Here is a 26,916-nt window from a genome sequence, read left to right as displayed (position 1 = left end):
AGCGGGAGGTGAAAGCTCTCCTACCATACAGACGGTACGTGCAAACGATTTGTTCAAACTTATTTTTCAATTTCTACAATTTTGTTATCCAAGACATAAACCATAACTTGATCGCCGGATACGAATGAAGCTGGAACCACAGTCTCCGATCCTTTATGGTAATAAGCTCTTGGGAACAAGCTGTACGATGTTTTGTCGCCGGCAGCCGTCGATTTGAGATACATGAGGTTGACGACCGAGCTGTAATTGTCAATTTCCCGCTTGGCAGCGGAAGCCACTTGAATAAGCACCTTGTCGTTCACATCTTTCAATACCTGTACGCGGTCTCCGACTTTAATGGAGGCGAAGCTCCAGTCCGCACCGTTCAATTTAACGCCGTAATTGCTTCCCGCATTAATGACTTGACTCTTGCCTGTGAAATCCTGAACGGTAAGCGATGCGCTTGCCGCGTTCACAGCCGTTACCTTGCCGATGACCGGCGTCGCGATCTCCGCTTTCACGACAGTCGCACCTTTGAACGATAGCTTCACATAGTCATCCAATGCAAAATCGTTGATCGTGCCTGCGCTTTGATCCGGTTTCAAGATCGATACGCCGTCCAAGGAGACGACATACTGCGCATTCGAGCCATCGGTTACTGTAATTTGCTTGGAGTTCACATTCGTCAAAATCGTTTTGTACAAAGCGGTCTTGCTTGTAGTAATTTTGGTTACGATCGTCTGGTCGAAGCTCAGTTGAAGGGAGATGTTATCTCCGACTTTCAAGTCGCTAAGCGTGCTGTTCGACTTATTCGCCAGTTCGACGGTAGGCGCGTACTGCAGTTTAAACGTCAAGCTTTGACCGCTGTCCGTTTTCAACGTAATATCGTTGGTTTGCAGATTTAATTGGGTCAGCTGCCCGTCCAATTGCGACGACATTTTAATTTGAGTTACGTTGTCTTTGGAAACGAGCAGGTCGACATACTTCCCGGCCGTGAACGTGGTGGCGAAGTTAGCGAACGGCAGCTGCATGCCTGCATAAGAGATAGAAACCGTATCTTTCAAAATATAAGCGTGAGGCTTGCCTGAATTATCGAATACCGTTAATAATTTCGATGTCGTGTTATAGCTGTCAATTTTGGCAAAGTATAAATTATCAATAGACCGGTTAGTAACTGTAATCACCGAAACTGTATTGTTCAGAACGTCCAGCTTCAACTGGTCGCCGGGAGCGATATCGTAAATGCTTGCCGTCGCCAAGCCGTTGATGCGAACCTGTACGTTATCGGCCAAAGCGTAAGACGCCAGAGGCGTGCCGGTTGTCTTCGAAATCGTCAAGTACGTTTTGTCCGTACTCAAATCTTTGAGCGTTCCTTCCACGCTGACACCGACATCCGCCTGCTTCTTGACGGCGATTTTCACGACTTCGCTGTTCTTGACCGTATACTCGACAATATCGCCGACGTGCAGCGAATTCAAATCGACCAAGCTGTTATCTGTCGATGTGACGATAATGCTGGAGGAGAAGCTGTAAGATTCCGTTTGCCCCGTTTCCGTTTCGAGCAGGGTCATTTGCGCAGCATCCTTGTTCAACGTTTGGATCGCGCCGTTTCCGGTTTTGTTCACCGGTACCTGCTTTACGATAAGGGACGTATATTTATCCGTTTTGACGATTTTGCTCTTGCGCAGTTGAACCGTACTGCCCGTAACGATATCCCCGAGGCTGAGGCCACGGCCTTCCGCATTCGTCACGGCTGCGTCCGATGCCAAATCGTAGGTCTCGAAGTCGTCTAACGTCACTTTCATCGTGCCCAGATTTAACTTCAGCACCTTCCCTTCACGGATGTCCAACTGCAGCTCGTCTTTCACAATTTCCGCGTAATACACGACGCCGTTCACTTCAATGACGGACACTTCGTACGTTTCTTCGAACGTTTTGGGATCGATAGCTGTATCATTTTTGTTCCCGTAGAAAACGGCATTCGGAGAAAGCTTGTATGTACTTGTATTCCCCTCTTTGTCCATGAGCCCGATCGTCCCGCTCGTAAGGCTTGTCAAATACCCTTTCTTCGCGTGGTTCGGCAATTGCGCCAATTCCTTCTGAGAGCGGCTCAGGAACGCTGCCATCTGAGCGCGGGTAACCGCCCCTTTCGGCTGGAACGAACCGTCTTCGAATCCGTCGACGATTGTCAACGCAACAGCAGCATTGACATAACCGAGGGAATTCGGACTAATCGAATTGTTGTCATTGAAAGCTGTAGGCGTCTGGGAAAGGCTTTGGGCGAATGCGCCTTTGCCAATTGCACGTATGACGACTTCCGCTACCCACTCACGGGTTGCTTTGCGCTGGCCCCATTTCTCTTTGGACTTGTCGTCTTGGCTTCTTTCTTTCTCTTCTTCATTGGTAATCAATCCGTTCTGAAGAGCTACAGCAACATAATTGCGTGCGTAGTTGTCGACAAGCATGAAATCAGGGAAAACGGTCGTGGAAGTCATCGCATTGACATCATCCTGCAACCCCATCATTCGAACAGCCATGATCAGGACATCCTGCTGCGAGACGGAGTTCTCCGCCCGGTACGCGCCATCCTCGTAGCCTTCAATGATCCCTTCCAACGCCAGTTTGGAAATATGGCGAATCCCCCAGTAATCCGACTTCACATCCGGGAAAGAAAGCTTCACATTGTTAGACGACGTTGCTGAGTTTGTGTTTGTGCTTGTGTTTGTCGTCGTCTCCGCTGCCCAAGCTGCAGGCGTGCCTGCCAAACTGGTAACAATTAATGAACTTACAATTGCGCTTGCCAATTTCTTGTTTCTCATCTTCGGTCTTGACTCCTCTGCTCTTCCATTTAATTAGGCCGTTTGATTGGATAAGGAAGCTCCAGATGCCCCATTAAGCTATCCACTTGCTTGCCATCCTTCAATACGAACAAAGCTTTTACTTCCGGGAACTGGAATACGGTTTTCTTCAGCGCTTGGAGAAACATTTCTTCACCAGGCGCACCCAATTGCGTCTTGGGACCGAAAGCAAGATCCAGCTTCAATTCCCCTTTGGCATGATCAAAAGCCACGCTGGTGAATTTCAAATCTTCGAATAACGAAACCGCCTTCGGGTCGTCGCTCTTCTTCAATGCATTCAAGGCTGTCTGGTACACGTCCGCTTCTTTCTTGTACGTGATCGTAACTTCTTTCTCTACCAGCTTCATTTCTTCTTGATCGCTAAAGTAGACTTTCACCTTTTTCTGTAAGGTAGGCACCGGTGTAGGGGTCGGCGCTGCGGACGGCGTGGCGCTTGGCAGCACGGTTACCGCGGGAGACGCCGATGGCTGTGTACCCGATCCGTTCACCAGCTGCTGCTTCTGACCGCAAGCGGTTATAGACAAGGTAAGGGCACCTATGATAAGAGCCCCTTGGATAATGCGTCTCGATTGGTTCATGTCATTCACTCCTTCGCGTTTTGCTTAGCAAAACTAGCATCGCAAGCAATAATAGAGTTCTCGCCTCACTTATTTGAGGCTCAAATATTCTTTGATGGCAGCAACGAGAGCTGAGGCTAACTTGTCCTGGAACGCATCCTTGTACATCGCGTTTTCATCGTTCTTGTTAGACAAATACCCCACTTCCAGCAGGACAGCTGGCATGGTCGTTTTCGTGATGACTCTAAAATCAGCTTCGCGCACTTTGCGGTCGGGGAATCCTGTTGCCGCAACGGCATGTTTGTGAATGATATTGGCGAAATTCAAGCTTTCCGGCCTGTTGTAATACGTCTCCGTACCCGACACGGTAGCTTTGGCACTGTTTCCGTGAATGGACAGGAATAGATCGGATTGAATGTCATTGGCGAATGAAACCCGGTCATCGAGCGGAATGAACGTATCGTCTGAACGAGTCATCAGAACGTTGAGTCGCTTGTCCTGTGAAAGAAGCTGCCCTACTTTCTTCGCCGTAGACAGGGTAAAATCCTTCTCGTGCTTGCCGGTTATAGACAATGCACCCGGATCGTTGTCACCGTGACCTGCGTCGATAACAACCGTCAGGATATGTTCGGCGATGGTCGCCTTCCATTGATTCGGCAGCTTGGAAGTCTGCACTTTAAAGTCCGCAGAACCTTTGGTATCCAGAATAACTCTTACCGTTGCCGGATTATCGTTGAAATTGGAGAAACGAATCTTATCGACGAGCGGATGGTTCGACGGGAGCTCGCCGGCATTCTTCACAAGAAGCTTCTTAAGCGGCTCGTCCAACGTCGTATTCGGGAAATCGAAGACGATGCGGTTCGGATTGCTCAGCTTCATTGTTTTCGGCGTGAGCGTTCCATCTTTGGCAATCACCGTAATGTCTTTGTCCGTCAGCACGATGGAAGTCAATAAATGAACGTTCGGATCCGGCACTTCGGTCCCCGTACCGGCACCTGTACCTGTACCTGTACCTGATCCTGCACCCGTATTCGAACCACTATTAGAACCTGAGCCGGTTCCAGTACCAGGTTTAGGTGTTGCCGTCGGCGTTACCGGCGTTTGGCCATCCGATACATCGACTGGGCCTGTGACCGGTTGGGAGTCGATATCGTCTTTCTTGAACATCTTAACGGATGAAGTGGATGCGTCCCATGTAAATTCAATACCCATCTGCTCGCCAATGAAACGAAGCGGCAGCATCGTATTGCCTTTATCGATGATCGGTGGAACTTCCATGGTCTCCTTCTTCCCGTTAATCAGCGCAGTTTTGCTGTCAATAACCAGTTGGATATGGGTATCGTCCTTCACAATCGTTACTTTGCGTGCGGATTCATCCCATGCAACCTTCGCACCGATCTCTTCTACGATAATTCGGACCGGGACGATCGTATTCCCATTCACGATTCGCGGTTGAACCTCCGCGGAGACCAGCTTCTTTTCATTCATATACAGCTTTATTGCATTAGACGCTTCAGCACCCATCGCGGTTGCAGGCAGCAGCATGGAAACGAGCAGCAACAAACAAAATGCAGGAAATTTCATCATTCACCTCTATGTAATGTCGGAATTTAAAGTCTTAATCATCTGGCACACTTATCCGTCTCTCAAAAACTGGCAGCAAAAGTCTATTATTTCAATTTGTTCACTCTACCCGACAGCATGACCCCCGTTCATTCGACAATCTAGTAAACTATTAGACGCTTGAAACTGCCAAAAGTTGCATAAAAGACAGAATAAAAAAAAGACGCAACCAATGGAATCCCATTGATATGCGTCTTCGACCGGTGCTTATTTGTAGGCCAAACGTTTTGCGTGCACTTGTTCGTAAGCTGTGATTTTGTCTTCATGCTGAAGCGTCAAACCGATATCATCCAAGCCTTGCAGCAAAAACTGGCGGCGGTGCTCATCGATATTGAAAGCAATTTCCAGACCGTGGTCGTCTGTCAATTTGTTATTCTCAAGATCGACATGCAGCTTATAGCCTTCATATTTCGCTGTACGGTTGAACAAATCGTCCACTTGCTCTTCGGACAGCTTGATCGGCAGGATACCGTTCTTGAAGCAGTTATTATAGAAAATATCCGCATAAGAAGGTGCGATGATCACGCGGAATCCGAAATCCTGAATCGCCCAAGGAGCATGCTCACGGGAGGAGCCGCAGCCGAAATTAGCTCGGGAGAGCAGGACGGAGGCGCCTTGATAACGATCCTGGTTGAGCGGGAAGCTCTCGATCACGTTGCCCGCTTCGTCCCATCTCCACTCGAAGAACAGGAATTGACCGAAACCGGAACGCTCGATTCTTTTCAGAAATTGTTTAGGAATAATGGCATCTGTATCTACATTGACACGATCCACAGGGCCAACGAGGCCTGTATGTTGTTTGAAAGCTTCCATATTTGCATTCTCCTTAATCAGCCGAAATTAAGCTTGTTGGTATTCTTTGATTTCCCAATCACGAACGTCGTAGAAGTGACCTTTGATCGCTGCAGCTGCTGCCATCGCCGGGGAAACGAGATGCGTGCGTCCTCCGCGGCCTTGACGTCCTTCGAAGTTACGGTTGGAAGTCGATGCGCAGCGTTGGCCGGGCTTAAGCACGTCCGGGTTCATCGCCAGACACATACTGCAGCCTGCATCACGCCATTCGAATCCTGCCTCTGTGAAGATTTTGTCCAAGCCTTCCTTCTCGGCTTGAATTTTCACGCGGCCCGAGCCCGGTACAACGATAGCCGTAACAGACGGATCTACGCTGTAGCCTTGCGCGATTTTCGCTGCGGCACGAAGATCTTCAATACGTCCGTTCGTACAGGAACCGATGAACACATAATCCACTTTCAATTCGGTCATAGGAGTTCCTGGCGTTAAATCCATATATTCAAGCGCTTTTTCAGCAGCTTTGCGTTCATTTTCGGTTTCGAAGCTTTGCGGATCCGGCACAAGTGCATTAACGTTCGTTCCCATGCCCGGGCTGGTTCCCCAAGTAACTTGTGGAATCAATGTATCCGCATCGAATTCAACAACCCAGTCATACGTTGCGCCTTCGTCCGTTACGTATTTGGACCATTCCGCTACGGCTGCATCGAAGTCAGCGCCCTGAGGCACATACTCGCGACCGCGCAGGTAGTTGAAAGTCGTTTCGTCCGGAGCGATCAAGCCGGCTCTGGCGCCGCCCTCGATGGACATGTTGCAAACCGTCATGCGCTCTTCCATGGAAAGACCGCGGATTGCTTCGCCTGTATATTCAATAACATAACCCGTTGCGAAATCCGTACCGTATTTCGCAATGACGCCAAGGATCAAGTCCTTCGCCGTAACGCCCGGCTTCAGCGAGCCGTTGATGCGCACTTCCAGCGTCTTCGCTTTGGATTGCTGCAGCGTTTGCGTCGCAAGCACGTGCTCAACCTCACTTGTACCGATACCGAAAGCAAGAGCGCCGAATGCACCGTGCGTCGATGTGTGGCTGTCGCCGCAGACGATCGTTTTGCCCGGATGCGTCAGGCCGAGTTCAGGACCCATAACGTGCACGACACCTTGGTCGATGCTGTCCAGATCGAACAGCGTAACGCCGAAGTCGCGGCAGTTTTGGGAAAGCGTGTCAATTTGTTGTTTGGAAATCGGATCCGTAATGTTGAATCGGTCCTTCGTCGGAACGTTATGATCCATCGTTGCGTATGTCAAATCAGGTCTGCGGACTTTGCGGCCGGATAAACGAAGTCCTTCGAACGCTTGCGGCGAAGTTACTTCATGCACCAGTTGCAAGTCGATATAGATGATGCTAGGTTTGCCTTCTTCCTGGTTAATTACGTGATTGTCCCAGATTTTCTCGAACATTGTCTTTTTACTCATATCCAGTCACCTCTTGTCATGATCCCGCTCATATTGTTAATGTCTTACCCTCATAACGTAGTTTAGCACGGATATCGTAATTGCTCCAAGATATAATAACTATAAGCTTGATAGACTTCTCCTATAACAATGTGAAAAGAAATGATTGACAATACACTTGATAATGATTATCATTCTCCTTGGCTGGAGTCGCATTACCATCATCTCTGGCACAGAGCAGATACATCGTATTTAGGAGGGTTTATTTGTGCGAAATTTTGTCAAACCATTCACTGTAACGGCTTCATTAATGATGATTTTCCTTACTGCAGCCTGCGGTAACGCTTCAACCCATACGTCCGGCAATTCTGCAGCCAGCCCGGCTTCAAGCGCTGCGGCTTCCGTTCAGCCGTCGGCCGCTCCCGCCGCAGATGCTGTCAAAACGATCAAGCACGATCTCGGGACAACGGAAATTAAAGGAACTCCTAAACGCATCGTAACGTTGGAGTGGTCCTATGCGGAAGATCTGCTCGCCGTCGGCATTCAACCTGTCGGCAATGCGGATAACAAAGGATATGGAAATTGGGTGAACGTCAAGCCTGCGCTGGACGCTTCCGTCGTCGATGTCGGTACGCGCCAGGAACCGAATCTGGAGACGATCACGGGTCTTAAACCGGATCTGATCATTACAAGCACGCTGCGCTCCAGCAAAAATTATGATGCGCTTAGCAAAATCGCTCCGACGATCGCCTTCAATTCCTACCCTGCCGAAGGCAAAGGCGACCAGTACTCGGAGATGGAGAACGCATTCAAAACGATTGCCGATGTCGTTGGCAAAAAAGCGGAAGGCGACAAGGTGCTTGCCGACCTTCAGAAAACCTACGCCGACACCAAAGCCAAGCTGGCCGCTGCGAAGAAGGAAGGCGCGGAGATTGCCTTGACTCAAGCGTTCAGCAACCAGAACAACGCCGATCTGCGCATGTTCACGGACAACTCGATGGCGATTCAGATTTTGCAGCGCATCGGTCTCAAGAACGTATTCAAATCCACTAAATTCGAACTGTACGGCTACCAGACAGCCTCTGTAGAAGCATTGCCTGCCGTGCAGAACGCCAGCTTCTTCTACATCGTGCAGGACAATGACAATGTCTTTGAGAAGCAGCTGAAAGACAATGCCGTTTGGAAAGGCCTTGCTTTCGTCAAAGACAATAAAACGTACAAACTGCCAGGCAACACTTGGACGTTCGGCGGTCCGCTGTCCGCCAAAGTATTCGCTGAACTGACCGCTAACGCCTTAACGAAATGAGCCGACTCGTTGTAAGTTCTAAACCGAAACCGCAACATCAATGGAAAGCCCCCCTCGTATTCGGAGGAGGCCTTCTGGCACTGCTGGCCGTTCTGTTTCTGAACATTACGCAAGGCGAAGCGAACATCACCGTTCACACCGTTGTGAGCGCGCTGCTCGATCCGCAGGATACCCCCGACCATCATATGGTTCGGGGGCTTCGCTTGCCACGCGCCGTGATCGGCCTGCTGGCCGGCGCCTCGCTAGCCGTGGCGGGTGCGCTGCTGCAGACGGTCACCCGCAATCCGTTGGCTTCCGCCTCAACCCTCGGGCTGAATGCCGGCGCCTACTTCATCATCGTGTTGGCAGCGGTTTATTTCCCCGGCATCAAGTCGGATCACTCGCTCATCCTGGCGCTCATCGGCGCCTGCGGTGCGGCGGTTATGGCTTATTTCATGTCAGGCGGGCGCCAGAGCACCCCGCTGCGCATGGCGCTCGCCGGAATGATCGTCACACTCGTCTTGTCCGCCTTCACAAGCGGTCTGCAAATCATGTATGAAAATGAAACGAACGGTTTATACATGTGGGGTTCCGGCGCGTTAGCCCAGAACGATTGGCTCGGCGTGCGCTATGCGCTCCCATGGGTGCTTATAGGGCTGATCGTCGCCGCCTTGTTCAACCAGAAGCTGGATATGCTGGAGCTGAGCGAAGATACGGCGGTCTCCCTGGGCGAGAAGGTGAACGTGATCCGGTTCGTAGCGCTGGCCGCGGCGATCCTGCTGGCCGGCGTTACGGTCAGCGTCGTAGGTCCGATCGGCTTCGTCGGGCTCATTGCCCCGCACTTGATCCGGCTGATCGGCTTGCGGAGGCACCGGTTCCTGCTTCCGGGCAGCGCGATCTGGGGCGCGGTCGTCCTGATCGGCGCGGATACGATTGCCAAAATGTTCCGCAGCACATTAGGCGAGCTGCCCGCCGGGTCCGTAACCGCGGTGCTGGGAGCTCCATGGCTCATTTGGCTCGCCGTTCGCGGCTCCAGAATGAAGTCTTCCGCCGACGGCGGCTCGACCATGGGGGTCGGCTATCTCGGCACCAAGGTGCCTTATGGCCTCTTAGTAACGCTTACCACAGCCGCTCTATTCATCCTCATTCTGTGCGGACTTTCCGCCGGGGCGCTAAGCTTCCCGATCACCGACGTGCTCGCCGTATTGACCGGCAGCGGATCCGAAATGGCCGCGAATGTCATTCTTAATCTGCGTTTGCCTCGCGTTCTCGTAGCGGCGCTGGCCGGTGCTTCACTCGCCATAGCGGGCTCCATGATGCAAGGGGCCGTCCGCAACCCGCTCGCCGACCCATCCGTTGTCGGCGTCACGACAGGCGCCGGCATGGGCGCTCTGCTCGTACTGACGATTTGGCCGTCCGCCTCAGGAGCGTGGGTGCCCGTCGGGGCGATGGCCGGGGCCTTATTATCGGCAGGCAGCGTATATGCGCTCGCCTGGAAGAAAGGGCTTAATCCCGTCGTCCTTATTCTGGTCGGGATTGCCGTCTCCGCGCTGGGATCGGCCGTGATCCAATTCCTGATCATTCAATCCAAGCTTGGCGCTGCGCCTGCGCTCACATGGCTGGCCGGCAGCACGTATGCCAGAGGCTGGGGCGACTTCGCGCAGCTGAGCATCGCGATGGCCGTCGGACTGCCCCTTGCCTGGCTGCTCGGCCGCCGCGTGGATCTGCTCGCTTTCGGCGACCTCGTGTCGCTCGGCTTAGGCTTGCAGCTGCAGCGGACGCGCCTGATCGCCGCCGGCATCGGCGTTACCATAGCGGCAATCGCCGTAGCGTCGGTCGGCACCATCTCTTTCATCGGGCTGCTCGCCCCGCACGCCGTGCGCATGATGATGGGACAGCATCATCAGAAGTCCGTCGTCCTATCGGCGGTCATCGGAGCCATCCTGCTGGTGGTCGCGGATATTATCGGGAAAGTCATCGCCATTCCCAAAGAAATTCCATCGGGCATCGTCGTAGCCGTCATCGGCGCTCCGTACCTCCTGTTCCTGATGTACAGGAGTACGGTCAAGCGATAGCCGTTACTTCCAATAGAAGCCGTCCACAGCGTCTGACAGACCTGAAGGACGGCCTTTTGGTGCGGATAGGAAATCTGTTATGATATTCCTATCATATCGTCTAGGAGATGTACGAACTTGGAATTACGCCAACTGCAATACGCGATCCAAATCGCAATCGAACGTAACTTTTCGCGGGCCGCGGAGAAGCTTCACATTGCCCAGCCGTCGCTCAGCCAGCAGCTGTCCAAGCTGGAGAAAGAGATCGGCGTTCTGCTGTTTCAGCGCAGCACCAATTCCGTCGAGCTTACGCACGCCGGTTCTTTATTCGTCGAGAAATCGCAGAAAATACTCGACATGGTAGAACAGCTTAAGAAAGAAATGGAAGATATTTCGCAGATGAAGAAAGGGCGTTTGGTTGTCGGCAGCATGCCGATTACCGGATCGACGATTCTGCCTTTCGTCGTGCCCGCTTTCCAAACCGCCTACCCCGAGATTGAAATTTCGCTTGTCGAAGAAACTTCATTCAACCTTGAGACCTTAACGACGAACGGGCAGACCGATATTTCGCTGCTTTCCTTGCCGCTGCGCGAAGACTCGCTCGTCTACGAGACGCTGCTGGAGGAAGAAATCGTGCTTGCCGTCCCTCCCAAGCATCCGCTGACGCAAAGCAAAGAACCGATCCGCATCAAGCAATTGGAGAAAGAATCATTCATCGCGCTGAAGAAAGGCCAAGGCTTCCGCAAGCTGACTTTGGAGCTGTGCCAAAATGCCGGCATCGTCCCGAACATCGTATTTGAATCGAGCAACATGGAGACCGTGCAGTCTCTCGTTGCAGCAGGCATGGGAATCGCATTTGTCCCTTATTTGATCTCGAAACGAAATTATAGCGAGCTGGCCCCCGTACACCTGGCATTAGAAGGCAGACCCGTGCGCACATTAGTCATTGCCTACCGCAAAGGACGCTATCTGTCCAAAGCGGCTGAAGCCTTCGTCACAACGATGAAGGAAGTTATGCGAACGATCGGATAATCCGGGGAGGAAGCCTGTATGAACAAAACACAGCGCTTGATCCAGCTCATGATGGCTGTCAATGAACGCATGGCGTTCACGACGAGAGAGCTCGCTGAGGAGTTCGGTGTCTCGGAACGCACGATGCACCGGGATTTGCAGGAATTGAGCGAAATGGGGATGCCACTCTATACCGAATTCGGTCCTCACGGAGGTTACCGCCTGCTGAAGAAGCGGATGCTCCCTCCGATTCTATTCACGGAGCAGGAAGCGGTGGCGATGTTTTTCGCTTTCCAATCCCTTCAGTTTTATGGAGCGCTGCCCTTCGCTGCCGAATCAGCCTCCGCCTTGAAGAAGTTTTATCACTATTTGCCGACGGATACGCGAACAAGAATCGATGCGCTGCAGGATCGCGTGTCCTTCTGGACGCCATCCCGGACCCAGAGCTCGCCGTTCCTCGAACAGCTGTTGGAAGCCTCTATCGACGGAGCGGCTCTTCGAATCGCGTATTCCTCTAAGGAAGGAATAACCGAGAGAACGATTCAGCCGATCGGCATCTATTCATTCAATGGCTATTGGTACGTCCCGGCTTTCTGCTTCCAGAAGGACCGCATGCTGCTGTTTCGCGCCGACCGCATCCAGAGCTTGGAGCCCGCCGGAGAGGATCACCCGGCCAAAGACCTCAAGCATCTGACCATCCTCGATTGGCTGACCAACGATCAAGCCGGCCTGCCGGCCGAGCCTCTCAAGCTGCGCGTCTCATTTACACCGGCCGGAGTCCGCGCTTTCGAACGCAGCAATGGCATGGATGGACAGCTTGTGCTTCGAGACGATGGCGGCGGCGAGTTTACGACTACGATGCATCCCGGCAATCTTAAGCACTTCGCGCAATATTTCCTCAGCATGGGGGCCGATGCCAGGGTCGAGGAACCGCCGGAAATGGTCGAGTGGATTCGCGGTCAAATCGCCTCCATGTCGATCGCTTACGGACCTATACCGCCTTCTTAATCCTTGACAGCAATTGTCATAGTTATGCTTTAGGATGAAATTGCGAAGGGATCGTTCCTTTCAGCGATGACATGACAGGAGGCAATCATCATGACACATTCAAAACAGTTGCAAGGTTTCACGGCACTTGTCACCGGTTCCAGCCGCGGCGGCGGAAGAGGCATCGCCCTGGCGCTTGGGGATGCAGGAGCAACCGTTTATGTGACCGGACGCAGTACGCGCGAGCATTCGACAAGACCGGATTTGGGCGGCACCATCGAGGATACGGCTGACGAGGTAACAGCTCGCGGAGGCAAAGGCATTCCCATCCGCTGCGACCATACGGCAGACGAGGATGTCCAGGCTCTCTACGACCGCATTAAGGGGGAAGCAGACAAGCTCGATCTGGTTGTCAATAATGCCTGGGGCGGCTATGAGGATTACGAGGAAGTCGATTTCTTATTGCCGTTCTGGGAACAGCCGATGAAACGGTGGGACAGGATGTTCAATGCCGGCCTGCGGGCGCAAATGGTCTCAAGCCGGTGCGCGATGTCCGCCTTTTTCCTTGAGCAGCAGCGGGGCCTGATCATAAATACGGGAGTCTATTCCGACATTGGCGGCAATTACCCGGTGAACGTCTTCTACGACACGGTCAAACGCGCCGTCGCGAATATGACTCACGCGATGTCCTTGAACTTAAAGGCGAGCGGTCTTCAAGTGACGGCACTCGCGCTTGCCCCCGGATGGATGCGCACGGAAGCCGTATATAAGCATTACGGACTCGAACCCGGCGATCAGAACTTCATGAAGGTCGAGGCTCTGCACCCGACGGAATCCGTCGAATATATCGGCCGCGCCGCCGCTGCGTTAGCTTCTGATCCTCATGTCCAGCGGTATGCGGGGAAGCTGCTCGAAGCTGGCGCCCTGGCCGAGCAATACGGCTTCACCGATATCGACGGCAGACGAATCCCTCCGTTCCGTGTGTAAAGCTCCCTTTTTTCATGAACCATTTTTCAAAAAAAAGTTAGACGGTCGGATGCGGCGACTCCAATAAGTCGCCATTATCCGGCCGTCTTTTTCTTTGAACGGCACGTGCTTACGGACGGAAATTCCGGGACCGATATTCGCCTTTTTTTCAACAAAAGCACGGCGCATCCTTTAACCCTTTTCGCTCAGCATGCATACAATATAAAAAAAACTTATCATTTCTCTAATTATTATTGATAAAGAGATGTTAAAAGCCTAGGAGGCCGAAGCCATGACATTACTGAAAGCAGTTGAACAGACATTCTGTAAATTGCAGGCACCCGATTTAGAACAATTGGCGGCAGCGCTGCGCTCGCTCGAAACTTCATTTCATGAAATTGCTTCGTACAAAACAGAACCGAATCAACTCCCCTATGGCCGCAATGTCATATACAGAAACGATGATGTGGAAGTGATCGTCATTCATATACCTGCCTTTTCAGCGACAGCCATTCATAATCACGGTACGTCCGTAGGAGCAGCCTATTTGGCTCAAGGAACAATCGTCAACTCCAAATTCTCTCTGGATTATGCAGGCTACCCGGTCGTACAAGCCGATGACATGATCAAAGCGGGCGAATACTTCACCGCGCCGCCGGATCAGATTCACCAACTGAACAATCCGTTTCACGAGCCGACCGTTTCCCTCCATGTCTATAGTCCGCCTCTGGATGCCGTCAATCGTTACTTGCCCTACAGCGAGGTTCTGGACTATGTCATTTAACATAGAAAACCCCCTGCGAATCGCACTGCTGCGACTCACAGGGGGTTTCTTGCATTAAAATTGCAGCGACTTCTCGATGAAGGCTTTCAGTTCCGCAATCGGCATCCGCGTTTGTTCCATCGTATCGCGGTCGCGAACCGTCACTTGGCCGTCCGTTTCGGATTCGAAGTCATACGTGATGCAGAACGGCGTACCGATCTCATCGTGGCGGCGGTATCTTTTACCGATTGAGCCCGTATCGTCATAATCCACCATGAAATGCTTCGCCAAATCGGCGAATACAGCCTGAGCGCCTTCGTTCAGCTTCTTGGAAAGCGGGAACACGGCAGCTTTGATTGGCGCCAGCGCCGGGTGGAAATGCAGCACCGTACGGCTGTCATCGCCTTCCAGCTGCTGTTCTTCGAAGGCGTCGATCAGCAGTGCCAGCGTCACGCGGTCAGCGCCGAGCGATGGCTCGATGCAGTACGGAACGTAGCGCTCGTTCGTTTCTTGATCGATATAATTGAAGTCTTCGCCGGAGTGCTCCATATGCTGCTTCAGGTCGAAGTCCGTACGGTCCGCAATGCCCCAGAGCTCGCCCCAGCCGAACGGGAATTTGTACTCGATATCGGTCGTTGCGTTACTGTAGTGGGACAGCTCATCTTCGCTGTGATCGCGAAGACGCAGATTATCGGCTTTGGCGCCAAGCGACAACAACCAGTTATGGCAGAAGCTTCTCCAGTATTCGAACCATTTCATATCTTCACCCGGCTTGCAGAAAAACTCAAGTTCCATCTGCTCGAACTCGCGCGTACGGAACGTGAAGTTACCCGGCGTAATTTCGTTACGGAAGCTTTTACCGATTTGGCCGATACCGAAAGGCAGTTTTTTGCGCATCGTGCGCTGTACGTTTTTGAAGTTGACGAAAATGCCTTGAGCCGTTTCCGGACGCAAGTAAACGACATTGGAGCTCGCTTCGGTTACGCCTTGGAACGTCTTGAACATCAGGTTGAACTGGCGAATATCCGTGAAATCTTTGCTGCCGCAGTCCGGGCATACGATGTTATGCTCAACGATCAGCTTCATCATATCGTCGAACGTCATGCCGTCAACGATGATTTCGATATCTTTCTCGGCCAATTTGTTCTCGATCAGCTTATCGGCGCGGTGGCGGGCTTTACAGTTTTTGCAATCGATCATCGGATCGTTGAAGTTGCCGACATGGCCGGACGCTACCCAGGCTTGCGGGTTCATCAGAATCGCTGCGTCCAAACCGACGTTATACGGGGATTCTTGAATAAATTTCTTCCACCATGCGCGTTTGATGTTATTCTTCAGCTCTACGCCGAGCGGACCGTAATCCCATGTGTTGGCCAAACCGCCGTAAATCTCGGAGCCTGGGAATACAAAGCCTCTGTGCTTCGCTAACGCTACTACTTGATCCATCGTTACACTCATTGTTCATTCTCTCCTTCAACTTATCTCATATCGAGCGCCTCTCGGATCGGAACGCAAAAAAAGCTCCGCATCCAAAGGCATCTGCATGCCTAGGGACGAGAGCCTTACGCACCCGCGGTTCCACCCTAGTTGATACACCTGAGCAAGCATGTATCCCCTTTATCGAATTGGCTCCGGATTGCCTTTTCCTTGAGCTTCCGTCTGGGCTCTCACCGTCCCCAGCTCGCTGAACAAGAAGTTGTTCAAGTACTATTCATCCCTCACAGCCACAATTGATCATTCAATTGGCTTTAGTTTACAGAAAAACCGACAAAAAATCAAATCCATTCATCCAATTTCGCAAAAAATTAATACAGATGCGGTCTGCGGTCCTCGAAAACGGGAATTTTCGCTCTCACGCGCACCACTTCCTCCAAGTCGATGGTCGCGCGCAGAACCGCTTCGGTTTCGCCGCCTTCCACAAGCACCTCTCCCCAAGGGTCAATGACCATTGAATGCCCGAAGAAGTCCGTCGTACCGCTCGTTCCGACGCGGTTGCAGGAGACGACATACATCTGGTTCTCAATCGCTCTGGCCGTAAGCAGCGTGCGCCAGTGATGCAGACGCGGATGCGGCCATTCGGCAGGCACGAATAAAATTCGCGCCCCGTCCAGTGCCAATTTGCGCGCCAGCTCCGGGAAGCGGATATCATAGCAGATCATAGCTCCTGCCGGAACGCCTTCAAGCTCGAAGCGGCCAAGCTGGTCCCCGCTGTGCAAATATTTCTCTTCATCCATAAGACGGAACAGATGAATTTTGGAATACTCCGCGATCTCGGCACCGCTCCGGTCGAACGCATAGATCGTGTTCAGCACACGATCGTCTTGCTTGGCAGCGATAGAGCCGCCGATGATGTTGACGCCATGTTCTTTGGCGAAGCCGCTCAGGAACGATCGGGTTCGTTTCCCGTTCGGGTCTGCCAGCTGCTGAATCTCGGTTAACGCATAGCCTGTATTCCACATTTCCGGAAAGACGATGACGTCAGGCTTGACTGCGCCTTGCACAGCTTCCTGCAGAAGCTGCTCCAGACGGGCGAAATTCGTATCCGGCTCGCCGATCGTAATATTCATTTGAATAAGTGCCAGGTGAAGCTGTTGGGTTTCGGACATGCTGTATTAGACTCCTTCCAGTCGTGAACCTTACGAATTAATATCTCCATCATAATCGAAAAAGGCTTAGAACCCAAGCTCCCGTTAAGAAGGCTTGAACGTTTGGGACTGGCCCCTGGCGATACTGAGCGTTCGCCAGCTTCCGCTTGTCCAATGCTTGCTCAGGAAAACGATCTGGCCGACATGATACCCGTAATGGGAAACCTGCCGCTGAACGGCTCCTATCACCGTGTGCTCTTGCCCGCGAATGCGCACGGTTCGCAGCACATCTTCGGGCGTTAGCGCGCCCAGAGCGTCGAAGAGCACTTGCCAGCCTTCCTCCCACAATGCGAGCAGCTCTTCACGTGAGCTTCGTCCGCCTTCAAATTCCGCATCCCTATTCCGCGATTCCTTCTCGCCGTCGGTGGTCAGAAAGTCCGTCCAGCGGGACAACATATTCCCATGCATATGCTTGATCAGCACTTCCAGCGAATTCGATTCTTCATCCAGCGATTGGTAGAAATGCTCGTCTGCCGTTTGCGCCAATGCGCCATCGCCTAATTTCTTCATGCTTGTGAAAGCACGGATCGATTCCTCCAGAAAAGCGTTCGCAACTTGTGAATGGTCCGACATGTTCTCATCACCTTTCTTCAGCTATCCATTTACTGTAAAACAAGGCTGCCCGGATGTAAAATTGATTTTTTTCATCACTATGAAAAAATGTCTAATCATGATACATTTAGGTTATTGTCTAAAATCCCGACCTTCGGAGTGTGAATTAAAACCGTGACTATCTCATCTACGCAATCAAGCGCTTTTTCCATACAGCCTGCTGAACGGATGAAAGGCCTTCCGACCCAATTCTTCGCCTCGCTCGTCGCGAAAGCGAACGCCCAGATCGCTCATGGCCACGATGTCATCAATCTGGGCCAGGGCAATCCCGACCGACCGACGCCGCCGCATATCGTCGCCTCGATGCAAGAAGCAGCGGCGAACCCGTTGTATCACAAATATCCGCCTTTCAGCGGTTTCCCGTTCCTGAAGCAGGCGATCGCCCAGCGCTATCAAGAGGATCATGGCGTGCAGCTCGATCCCGATACGGAAGTGGCGATTCTGTTCGGCGGCAAAACAGGCCTCATCGAAATCGCCCAATGCTTGCTGAACCCAGGCGACGTATGCCTTGTGCCCGACCCGGGCTATCCCGACTACTGGTCAGGCGTTGCGCTCGCAGGGGCCGAGATGGCCTTCATGCCGCTTCGCGAACAGAACAACTTCCTGCCGGATTATTCCTCGTTGAAGCAATCCGATCTGGACCGGGCGAAGCTGATGTTCATCAATTACCCGAACAATCCGACCGGTGCAACGGCTCCCGCTTCTTTCTATGAGGAAACGGTGGCTTTCGCGCAGAAGCACGGTGTTGTGGTCGCGAGCGACTTCGCTTATGGTGCGATCGGCTTTGACGGACAGAAGCCGGTATCCTTCCTGCAAACGCCTGGCGCCAAGGAAGTCGGCATCGAGTTCTATACGCTGTCCAAAACGTATAACATGGCCGGCTGGCGCGTCGGTTTTGCCTTGGGCAACCGGGAAGTGATCCGCCTCATCAACTTGATGCAGGATCATTACTACTGCTCCTTGTTCGGCGGCATTCAAGCTGCGGCCGCAACGGCGCTTACGGCTTCGCAGGATTGCGTAACCGAGCTCCGCGACGTCTACGAGAGCCGCCGCAATGCGCTGTACACGGCGCTGGCCGGTATCGGCTGGGAGGCCCGCCCTTCGCAAGGCTCCTTCTTCTCCTGGCTGCCCGTGCCGAAAGGGCATACGTCCCAGAGCCTGGCCGACCTGCTGCTCGAAGAAGCCAAAGTGGTCGTCGCCCCGGGCATCGGCTTCGGCACGCATGGCGAAGGTTACGTCCGCCTCGGCCTGCTGTCCCCGGAAGCCAGATTGGAAGAAGCGGTGCAGCGAATCGGCAAGCTTAATTTGTTCGGATAGTCCTTTTCATCTTTACAAACATTTGTACACCGTGCTATTCTATATAGAACCAAAAAAGGAAGTCTTCCATAACTTCTATAATAGCAACGTTATGATGGGAATAGTAGGAACGTGCCGCACGTAACCAGAGAGTAAGCTCCACCGACTGAGAGAGCTTGCCGTGAACCGATCCGAACCCGCCCCTGAACCGTCAACGATGAGTTGAACAGTCCCCTGCTGTTATCAGGGAATCGAAGAGTTGGGCGCAGTCTGTACATGCGCCAATCTAAGGTGGTACCGCGGAAGCTGCAGACTTTCGTCCTTATTGTCATGAGGACGGGAGTCTTTTTTATTTATACCAAAATAAGGATGGGATCTTAATGACACAGCGCATCGTCGTAAAAATCGGCAGCTCCTCTCTCACTTCAGATACAGGCGGCCTGAATCCAGATAAAATCCGGTTTTTCGCATCGGAACTGGCGCAATTGCAGAAGGAAGGCAACCAGGTGCTGCTCGTCACTTCCGGCGCGGTAGCCGCCGGCTTCACCTCGCTTGGCTACCGCACGCGGCCTAAGGTACTCCACGAGAAGCAGGCGGCGGCCGCTGTCGGCCAAGCGCTGCTCATGCAGGCGTACCATGAAGCCTTCGCGTCCCATGGCGTGAGCGTGGCGCAAATCCTGCTGACCCGGTACGATTTCTCCAACCGCAAGCGCGTCCAGAACGCGCTGATGACGATCGACGAACTGCTGCAGCGCGGCGTGGTTCCGATCATTAACGAGAATGACACCGTCTCGGTGGATGAATTGAAATTCGGCGACAACGATACGTTGTCCGCCCTCGTCGGCAATTTGGTGAAAGCCGGCAAATTGATCATTATTACGGATATGGACGGCCTGTACACGGACGATCCCCGCAAGAACGCGAACGCCCAGCGCATCGATCGCGTGGCCGCCATCAGCGATGAGCTGTTCAGCTTCGCCGGCGGCTCGGGGAGCGCCGTCGGCACCGGCGGGATGCGCTCGAAGGTAGAAGCCGCCCGGATCGCCATGCGCGGAGGCGTGCCGGTGTTCATCGGGCGCGTCGTGGAGCCCGGCGATCTGCCGCTTGCCGTCGACGGCAGCGGCAAGGGCACGTACTTCGACACCCTGCTGAACAACCTGCCGGTGAAGAAACAGTGGGTCGGCTTCCACTCCGTGCCCCAAGGACAGATCCTCGTAGATCCCGGCGCCAGAACGGCATTGGTCAGCGGCGGCAAGAGCTTGCTCCCTGCCGGCATCATCGGGGCAACGGGCGACTTCCACCCCGGCGACGTCGTCGAGGTCTTAAGCGACGAGGGCACGCTGCTCGGACGCGGCGTCGTCAACTATGCCGCTTGGCAGATCCAGGCAGCCGCCGGGCTGTCCACCGAGGAAGTGCAGAAGCGCGTGGAAGTCGCAAGAATCGAAGTCATTCACCGTGATGAATGGGTTCCGTTGAATTAATTTAAATTCGCCTAAAAGAAAGCGAGGCACCCTGCTATGAAACAACAACGTTTATTGCTTCCGACTCTACGGGATATCCCGGGTGACGCCGAAGCTGCAAGCCACCGGCTGATGCTGCGCGCGGGCTTGATCCGGCAGCTCTCCAGCGGCATCTATTCCTATTTGCCAGTCGGGCTCAAAGCCCTTCAACATATTCAAACCATTATCCGGGAGGAAATGGATGCGGCAGGCGCGCAAGAAATGCTCATGCCGGCGCTGCACCCTTCCGAATTGTGGAAGGCTTCCGGCCGCTGGGACGTCTATGGCCCTGAACTCATGCGCCTCGAGGACCGGCACGGCCGGGAATTCGCCTTGGGCGCCACCCATGAGGAAGTCATTACCACGATTGTGAAAGACGAAATTCAGTCCTATAAGAAGCTGCCGGTTACGCTGTATCAAATACAAACCAAATTCCGCGATGAGCGAAGACCGCGATTCGGCTTGCTGCGCGGCAGGGAATTCCTGATGAAGGACGCGTACTCCTTCGACACTACGGCCGGCGGCCTTGACGAAAGCTACCGCAGCATGTATGACGCGTATCACCGCATTTTCACGCGCTGCGGCCTAACGTTCCGTGCGGTCGAAGCGGATTCCGGCGCGATCGGCGGCACCGATACGCATGAGTTCATGGCGCTGGCGGACATCGGCGAGGATACGATCGTCCATTGCCCGGCTTGCTTCTATGCGGCTAACCTGGAGAAGGCGATCGGCAAGATGCCTCCTGCCCCGTCGGCCGGAGAAGCGCCACAACCTGTGCAGAAGGTTCATACGCCGCAGGTGACAAGTATCAAGCAGTTAAGCGAATATCTTCGCGCCACGCCCGACCGATTGATTAAAGCAGTCGCCGTCTCGGCGAATGGCGAGCCTGTCATCGCCTTCCTTCGCGGAGATTGTGAAGTCAATGAGATCAAACTCAAAGGCGTGCTGGGAGCTGCGGAAGTGACGATGCTTGCCGAATCCGAAATCGTTCATCTAGGCTCTGTCGCCGGATTCATCGGTCCGATCGGACTGACGGGTGTCAAACTTATTGCGGATACGTCAATTATTGGTATGCAGGACGCCATTTGCGGGGCTAATGAAACCGATTATCATCTCCTTCATGTGAACGTGGAGCGAGATCTCGCCGGAATTCCCTTTCACGATATCCGCAATGTTTCCGAGGGAGAACACTGTGCCAACTGTGGAAATCCTCTGTCATTCGCCAAAGGCATCGAAGTCGGCCACGTCTTCAAGCTCGGCACCAAATACAGCACATCGCTGGGCGCAACGATTGCTGGCGAGAACGGTTCGAACGAACCGATCATTATGGGCTGTTACGGGATCGGCGTATCGCGCGTGCTTGCCGCCGTCATCGAGCAGAATCACGATGAACGGGGCATCGTGTGGCCGTCCGCTATCGCCCCGTTCGACATCCATTTGCTGACGGTACAAATGAAAGATGAAACGCAGCAGCGGGTCTCTGAAGAATTGTACCGGCAATTGACCGAAGCCGGTTATGCGGTGCTTTGGGACGACCGGGATGAACGGGCGGGCGTTAAATTTAATGATGCCGACTTGCTCGGTTTCCCGCTCCGTATCACGGTCGGCAAGAAAGCCTCAGAGCTGCTTGTAGAATGCAAGGAACGCCGCAGCGGCGAGCAATACGAAATCACAACCCGACAGCTTCTCGAACATTGCCAAACCATTATACAAACAGGAGGTCGTGCTTCCCATGAGTGAAGTCGTTCTTAAGTCCAAATTAGCGAAACAAGCCGCCCAGCAGATGGGCAATCTGACAACGGAGCAAAAAAACGCCGCTCTGCTGCTCATGGCCGACGCCCTTGTCACCCGTCAGCAGGACATTATTGAAGCGAACGCCAAAGATTTGGAGCGCGGCAAGCAGTTAGGCACCAGCGCCTCCCTGCTGGACCGTCTGGCGCTGAACGAATCCCGCATCGCAGCGATTGCGGAAGGTCTGCGGCAAATCGCCGAGCTTCCCGATCCGGTCGGCGATACGCTTGAAGATTTCCAACGTCCGAACGGCTTGCGTATTCGTAAGATACGCGTTCCGCTCGGCGTTATCGGCATCATCTACGAAGCCAGACCGAACGTCACGGTCGATGCGGCGGGTCTTTGTCTGAAGACAGGCAACGCCGTTGTTCTGCGCGGCGGATCGGCCGCCCTCTTTTCCAATGAGAAAATCGTAGAGGTGCTCCATGACGCATTGAACCGCTCGGCGCTTCCTGCCGACGCCCTGCAGCTGATCGTTTCTTCGGACCGCAGCTCCGTCGACGAAATGCTGAAGCTGAACGGCTTGATTGACGTTCTCATCCCAAGAGGCGGGCACTCGCTTATTCAAAATGTTGTCAATAACGCTTCCGTCCCTGTCATTGAAACAGGCGCAGGTGTATGTCATACTTTTATAGACGAAAGCGCACAGCTCGATATGGCCATCTCCATCGGCCTCAACGCCAAGGCTCAGCGTCCATCCGTCTGCAACGCCATGGAGACGTTGCTCATCCATGAGAAGGCGGCGGCGAAGCATCTGGGCGCCATTGCCGAAGCGTTCACAGGCGCGAAGGTTGAACTGCGCGGTGACGAGCGTGCCCAAGCTTTGGTGCCGAGCATGCATGCAGCCGGTGCTGACGACTGGGGAACGGAATACGGGGACTACATCCTCTCCGTGAAAGTCGTTCGCGATCTCGATGAAGCGCTCGCGCATATTCGCGAATACGGAACGATGCATTCCGAATGTATCGTCACGGAAGATGCGGCCAACGCGGAGAGATTCCTGCAGGAAGTCGATGCGGCAGCCGTGTATCACAACGCGTCGACACGGTTTACCGACGGCTTTGAATTCGGATTCGGGGCAGAGATCGGCATCTCCACTCAAAAGCTGCACGCTCGCGGACCGATGGGTCTGCCTGCGTTGACATCAACCAAATACCGCATCTACGGAAGCGGACAAATACGCCAATAGATCAACAAACTTTTGAGGAGGAATGAACGATGTCTACTTCACTATCCCAAGCCAAAATCGCTTTTGTCGGCGCCGGCTCGATGTCGGAAGCCATTATTCGCGGACTGGTCCAGACGGAGGTCGCCCAGCCGCACAACGTCTATGTCATGAACCGCTCCAACCAGGACCGCTTGGCGTTCCTGACCTCGGAATACGGCATTCAAGCTACGTCCGACCCTCAGACGAAGGATAAATTTCTGCGCGAGGCCGACGTTGTCGTGCTCTGCATGAAGCCCAAGGACGTCGTGACCGCTTTTGCCGAGCTGAAGCCGCTGTTGAACGAGAAGCAGCTGCTCGTCTCCGTTATCGCCGGGCTTTCCATCGCCAAGATGGAGACGCTGCTGCAAACGAACATGGGCATCGTGCGCACGATGCCGAATACTTCATCGACGATCGGACTCGGCGCAACAGGAATGAGCTTCTCCGCAAACGTGAATGATACATTCAAGCAGCTCGCCACCCAGATGTTTGAAGCGGTGGGCATTGTCTCAGTCGTCGAGGAAGAGAAGCTGGAGATCGTGACCGGCGTATCCGGAAGCGGCCCTGCTTATGTCTACTATTTCATGGAAGCTATGACGAAGGCCGCAATCGAAGGCGGACTTACCGAGGAGGATGCGCGCCAGCTGACGCTGCAGACCGTGCTCGGAGCCGCTCATATGGTTCAGAAGACGCAGAAAGATCCGGCGGAACTTCGCCGCAAAGTGACATCGCCTGGCGGCGCGACGCAGGCTTCCATTGAAGAGCTGGACCGCTACCAATTCACGGAAGCCGTATCGGGAGCCGTATTCCGCTCCGCGGCGCGGGCCAAAGAGATGGGCGAACAGATTGCGGTGCCTAGCCCCGTAACCAAATCATCTTAGATCGCAAGGTCTTATCCTATTAAAGCAGGTGAACGTTTCAACATGAGTGCATATTGTTTAGCCACATACCGGAGTTTCGACGAGAAAGCCGATTTCCATAAGAAAGCGACGGGCATCGCTGTCGGATTGACCGTCGGTTCCTGGACGGAGCTGCCTGAAGCGCAGAAAGCCCAGATGGAGAAGCATCTGGGGAAAGTCGTCTCCGTTGACGTACACGAACCGGCACCGGGCGAGCCGGCCGCGAACCGCTACGCGGATATTACGATCGCGTATCCCGATGTCAATTTCAGCCGGGACATCCCTGCGCTGCTCGTTACCGTTTTCGGCAAGCTATCCATGGATGGCAGAATTAGGCTGATCGACTTGAAATTCTCCTCCGATTTCATGGCCGGTTTCGCAGGACCCAAATTCGGCATGCAAGGCGTGCGCGACCTTCTCGGCGTGCATGACCGTCCGCTGCTGATGAGCATCTTCAAATCCGTTGTCGGCTATGAGCTGCCGGCGCTGCGCGAGCAGTTTTATTTGCAGGCCGCCGGCGGGGTGGATCTCATTAAGGACGATGAAATATTGTTCGAGAATCCGCTGACTCCGCTGGAGAAACGCATTGAGGTTTGTATGGAAGCGGCGGCACAAGCGTCAAGAGAGACAGGACAGAAGCTATTATACGCCGTTAACTTGACCGGACCGACCTCGAAGCTCGCCTCCCAAGCCAAGAAAGCGATCCGTGCAGGCGCCAACGCCTTGCTGTTTAACGTATTGGCTTACGGCTTCGATGTGCTTCACGAGCTTAGCGCCGATCCGGAGATTACGATCCCGATCATGGCGCATCCGGCAATGGCGGGAGCTACCTACCCTTCCCCGCATTATGGAATCGCGCCTTCCGTGCTGCTTGGCAAATTGATGCGGCTGGCCGGTGCGGACCTCGTGCTGTTCCCTTCTCCGTACGGCTCGGTGGTCATGCCCAGAGAAGAGAACCTGGCGATCAAGCACGTGCTCTTAACGAACGATCTGCATGCGGATTATGCGTATAACGCTCCTACGGACGCCAAGCTGAAGCTGGCGGCATCCTTCCCGGTTCCGTCTGCCGGCATACATCCAGGCCTGGTACCGCTCATCCTGCGCGACTTCGGCCATGACGTCATCGTCAATGCAGGCGGCGGGATTCACGGGCACCCGCTGGGGACAATTGCCGGCGGACGCGCATTCCGCCAAGCGATCGATGCCTCGCTGCAAGGCAAGCAGCTTCGCGATTATGCCCAAACGCATCCAGAATTACAATCAGCTATTGATACTTGGGGGATTCGAGAATGAGCAAGGAACGCATCATTTTTTGCGATTTCGACGGTACGATTACCGTAAACGATAACATTGTAGCGATCATGAAGCATTTCAACCCGGACGGTTGGGAAGCGATCGTGGAACGTATTTTGAATAAGACGATATCCATCTCTCAAGGTGTAGGCGCTATGTTCGCGCTGCTTCCGACCTCGCGGAAGGATGAAATCGTCGATTATGCCATCAGCAATGCCGTGATTCGCGACGGCTTCAAGGAATTCGTGGCGTATTGCCAAGAGCAAGGCATCAAGCTGCTGATCACCAGCGGCGGCATCGATTTCTTCATTTATCCGCTGTTGAAGCCTTTTCCGATTCCGCATGAGAACATTTACTGCAACGCGTCCTCCTTCGAGGGGAGCGCGATCGAAATCTTATGGCCGCACAGCTGCGATGAGCATTGCCACACCGGCTGCGGCATGTGCAAAACAAGCATTATCCGCTCCTATGATTCGAGCAAATACGAACGAATTATTATCGGAGACAGCATCACCGATTTCGAAGGCGCCAAGCTCGTGGATACGATTTTCGCCCGCTCCCATCTGATTGAGATGTGCGAGAAACTGGGATATGCGTATTATCCATTCGAGAACTTCTTCGATATTATGAAGCAATTGGAGGCTGAACCTGTAGCATGAGCATTTTACTGGAAGAGAAACAACGCGCATTCGCCGAACTGCGCGACATTAAAGCCAATTTGGCGGCACGCGGCTGGTTTCCTGCGACAAGCGGCAACTTGTCCGTTCGCGTAGGCGGCTTCGAGCCCGAGCAATTCACTTTCGCCATCACCTCCAGCGGACGGGACAAATCCGTACAGACGCCGGAAGACTTCCTGCTTGTGAACGAGAAAGGCGTGGCGACGGAAGCCACTTCCTTGAAGCCGTCGGCCGAAACTTTGATTCACAGTGAAATTTACCGTTTGACTGGCGCCGGCGCGATTTTCCATGTACATACGATCTTCAACAATCTCGTGTCCGAGCTGTACTGGGAGCGCAAAAGCATTCCCGTGGACGGCGTCGAACTGATCAAAGCATTCAATATTTGGGATGAGGAAGCTCAGATCGAGATTCCGATTCTGCCGAACTATGCGGAAATTCCGCGCATCGCCGCACTCGTCGAGGACGCGATCGTGCCGCGCATCCCAGGGATCGTCCTGCGCAAGCACGGCATCTATGCATGGGGCGCCAATGCATTCGAAGCCAAGCGCCATCTGGAAGCGTTCGAATTCCTTTTCGAATATGTGTATCGCTCTCATGTGCTGCATAAATAAAACCGCTGATAAGCCGGTTCTCCATAGGAGAGCCGGCTTTTCTCATCGGCCGGACAGCA

The 26,916-nt window shown here is 53.5% G+C and carries 22 protein-coding genes; 14 read left to right on the top strand and 8 right to left on the bottom strand.

Annotated elements, in window-relative coordinates:
- Nucleotides 1–59: 59 nt before the first annotated feature.
- From J2X61_RS31125 to leuC, 5 genes are all read right to left on the bottom strand, one after another.
- On the bottom strand, nt 60–2,798 hold the full coding sequence (locus J2X61_RS31125) for an S-layer homology domain-containing protein (protein ID WP_274468169.1): 2,739 nt from the start codon (nt 2,796–2,798) through the stop codon (nt 60–62).
- Nucleotides 2,799–2,827: 29 nt separating this feature from the next.
- Complete coding sequence (locus tag J2X61_RS31120) at nt 2,828–3,415, bottom strand: GerMN domain-containing protein (RefSeq protein ID WP_274468168.1); 588 nt, start codon at nt 3,413–3,415, stop codon at nt 2,828–2,830.
- A 69-nt stretch (nt 3,416–3,484) separates the two neighbouring features.
- Nucleotides 3,485–4,981 carry an N-acetylmuramoyl-L-alanine amidase family protein gene (locus J2X61_RS31115; RefSeq protein ID WP_310193719.1) on the bottom strand — a complete coding sequence of 499 codons (1,497 nt, stop codon included), beginning with the start codon at nt 4,979–4,981 and terminating at the stop codon, nt 3,485–3,487.
- 243 nt (nt 4,982–5,224) lie between these two features.
- Nucleotides 5,225–5,830 (bottom strand): 3-isopropylmalate dehydratase small subunit, encoded by a 606-nt coding sequence (gene leuD, locus J2X61_RS31110; RefSeq protein WP_274468166.1) that lies wholly within the window; start codon nt 5,828–5,830, stop codon nt 5,225–5,227.
- A gap of 27 nt (nt 5,831–5,857) precedes the next feature.
- Nucleotides 5,858–7,279 (bottom strand): 3-isopropylmalate dehydratase large subunit, encoded by a 1,422-nt coding sequence (gene leuC / locus J2X61_RS31105; RefSeq protein ID WP_274468164.1) that lies wholly within the window; start codon nt 7,277–7,279, stop codon nt 5,858–5,860.
- A gap of 247 nt (nt 7,280–7,526) precedes the next feature.
- On the opposite strand from leuC, the gene J2X61_RS31100 reads away from it, so the two are divergent.
- The 6 genes from J2X61_RS31100 to J2X61_RS31075 all read left to right on the top strand — a co-directional run bounded on the left by J2X61_RS31100 (nt 7,527) and on the right by J2X61_RS31075 (nt 14,345).
- Nucleotides 7,527–8,564 (top strand): ABC transporter substrate-binding protein, encoded by a 1,038-nt coding sequence (locus tag J2X61_RS31100; RefSeq protein WP_310193715.1) that lies wholly within the window; start codon nt 7,527–7,529, stop codon nt 8,562–8,564.
- Nucleotides 8,561–10,618 carry a Fe(3+)-hydroxamate ABC transporter permease FhuB gene (gene fhuB / locus J2X61_RS31095; protein WP_274468162.1) on the top strand — a complete coding sequence of 686 codons (2,058 nt, stop codon included), beginning with the start codon at nt 8,561–8,563 and terminating at the stop codon, nt 10,616–10,618. The genes J2X61_RS31100 and fhuB overlap by 4 nt, the downstream gene beginning before the upstream one ends.
- Before the next feature lie 117 nt (nt 10,619–10,735).
- Complete coding sequence (locus J2X61_RS31090; RefSeq protein ID WP_274468161.1) at nt 10,736–11,629, top strand: LysR family transcriptional regulator; 894 nt, start codon at nt 10,736–10,738, stop codon at nt 11,627–11,629.
- Between the two features lie 18 nt (nt 11,630–11,647).
- Entirely contained in the window at nt 11,648–12,616 is a 969-nt protein-coding gene (locus J2X61_RS31085) for a helix-turn-helix transcriptional regulator (protein WP_310193711.1), read from the top strand.
- Nucleotides 12,617–12,706: 90 nt separating this feature from the next.
- Nucleotides 12,707–13,582 carry an SDR family NAD(P)-dependent oxidoreductase gene (locus J2X61_RS31080; RefSeq protein ID WP_310193709.1) on the top strand — a complete coding sequence of 292 codons (876 nt, stop codon included), beginning with the start codon at nt 12,707–12,709 and terminating at the stop codon, nt 13,580–13,582.
- Nucleotides 13,583–13,853: 271 nt separating this feature from the next.
- Complete coding sequence (locus tag J2X61_RS31075) at nt 13,854–14,345, top strand: cysteine dioxygenase (protein WP_274468157.1); 492 nt, start codon at nt 13,854–13,856, stop codon at nt 14,343–14,345.
- Nucleotides 14,346–14,399: 54 nt separating this feature from the next.
- Here the strand turns inward: J2X61_RS31075 and J2X61_RS31070 are convergent, their stop codons facing one another.
- The 3 genes from J2X61_RS31070 to J2X61_RS31060 form a co-directional block, all read right to left on the bottom strand.
- Complete coding sequence (locus J2X61_RS31070; protein ID WP_274468156.1) at nt 14,400–15,782, bottom strand: glycine--tRNA ligase; 1,383 nt, start codon at nt 15,780–15,782, stop codon at nt 14,400–14,402.
- A 347-nt stretch (nt 15,783–16,129) separates the two neighbouring features.
- On the bottom strand, nt 16,130–16,930 hold the full coding sequence (locus J2X61_RS31065) for a carbon-nitrogen family hydrolase (protein WP_274468155.1): 801 nt from the start codon (nt 16,928–16,930) through the stop codon (nt 16,130–16,132).
- Between the two features lie 84 nt (nt 16,931–17,014).
- Nucleotides 17,015–17,542, bottom strand: a complete 528-nt coding sequence (locus tag J2X61_RS31060; protein ID WP_274468154.1) for a DUF1572 family protein — start codon at nt 17,540–17,542, stop codon at nt 17,015–17,017.
- A gap of 153 nt (nt 17,543–17,695) precedes the next feature.
- Between J2X61_RS31060 and J2X61_RS31055 the strand changes: the two genes are divergently transcribed.
- From J2X61_RS31055 to mtnB, 8 genes are all read left to right on the top strand, one after another.
- Nucleotides 17,696–18,898, top strand: coding sequence for a pyridoxal phosphate-dependent aminotransferase (locus tag J2X61_RS31055; protein ID WP_310193706.1), 1,203 nt, complete (start codon nt 17,696–17,698; stop codon nt 18,896–18,898).
- Between the two features lie 359 nt (nt 18,899–19,257).
- Nucleotides 19,258–20,358 carry a glutamate 5-kinase gene (gene proB, locus J2X61_RS31050; protein ID WP_274468152.1) on the top strand — a complete coding sequence of 367 codons (1,101 nt, stop codon included), beginning with the start codon at nt 19,258–19,260 and terminating at the stop codon, nt 20,356–20,358.
- 36 nt (nt 20,359–20,394) lie between these two features.
- Nucleotides 20,395–22,116, top strand: a complete 1,722-nt coding sequence (locus J2X61_RS31045) for a proline--tRNA ligase (RefSeq protein WP_274468151.1) — start codon at nt 20,395–20,397, stop codon at nt 22,114–22,116.
- Complete coding sequence (locus J2X61_RS31040; protein ID WP_274468149.1) at nt 22,109–23,356, top strand: glutamate-5-semialdehyde dehydrogenase; 1,248 nt, start codon at nt 22,109–22,111, stop codon at nt 23,354–23,356. The genes J2X61_RS31045 and J2X61_RS31040 overlap by 8 nt, the downstream gene beginning before the upstream one ends.
- 29 nt (nt 23,357–23,385) lie before the next feature.
- A complete protein-coding gene (gene proC, locus J2X61_RS31035; protein ID WP_310193701.1) occupies nt 23,386–24,255 on the top strand; it encodes a pyrroline-5-carboxylate reductase in 870 nt (289 codons plus the stop codon).
- 42 nt (nt 24,256–24,297) lie between these two features.
- A complete protein-coding gene (locus tag J2X61_RS31030) occupies nt 24,298–25,566 on the top strand; it encodes a 2,3-diketo-5-methylthiopentyl-1-phosphate enolase (protein WP_310193698.1) in 1,269 nt (422 codons plus the stop codon).
- Nucleotides 25,563–26,225 carry a 2-hydroxy-3-keto-5-methylthiopentenyl-1-phosphate phosphatase gene (locus J2X61_RS31025; protein ID WP_274468146.1) on the top strand — a complete coding sequence of 221 codons (663 nt, stop codon included), beginning with the start codon at nt 25,563–25,565 and terminating at the stop codon, nt 26,223–26,225. Before J2X61_RS31030 ends, J2X61_RS31025 begins: the two co-directional genes overlap by 4 nt.
- Complete coding sequence (mtnB, locus tag J2X61_RS31020) at nt 26,222–26,857, top strand: methylthioribulose 1-phosphate dehydratase (protein ID WP_274468145.1); 636 nt, start codon at nt 26,222–26,224, stop codon at nt 26,855–26,857. The genes J2X61_RS31025 and mtnB overlap by 4 nt, the downstream gene beginning before the upstream one ends.
- The last annotated feature ends 59 nt before the right edge of the window (nt 26,858–26,916 follow it).

The sequence above is a fragment of the Bacillus sp. 3255 genome (assembly GCF_031456485.1).
Taxonomy (GTDB): domain Bacteria; phylum Bacillota; class Bacilli; order Paenibacillales; family NBRC-103111; genus Paenibacillus_E.
Note: the sequence above shows the minus strand (reverse complement) of the source record. Positions and strands in the feature narration are given on the sequence as shown.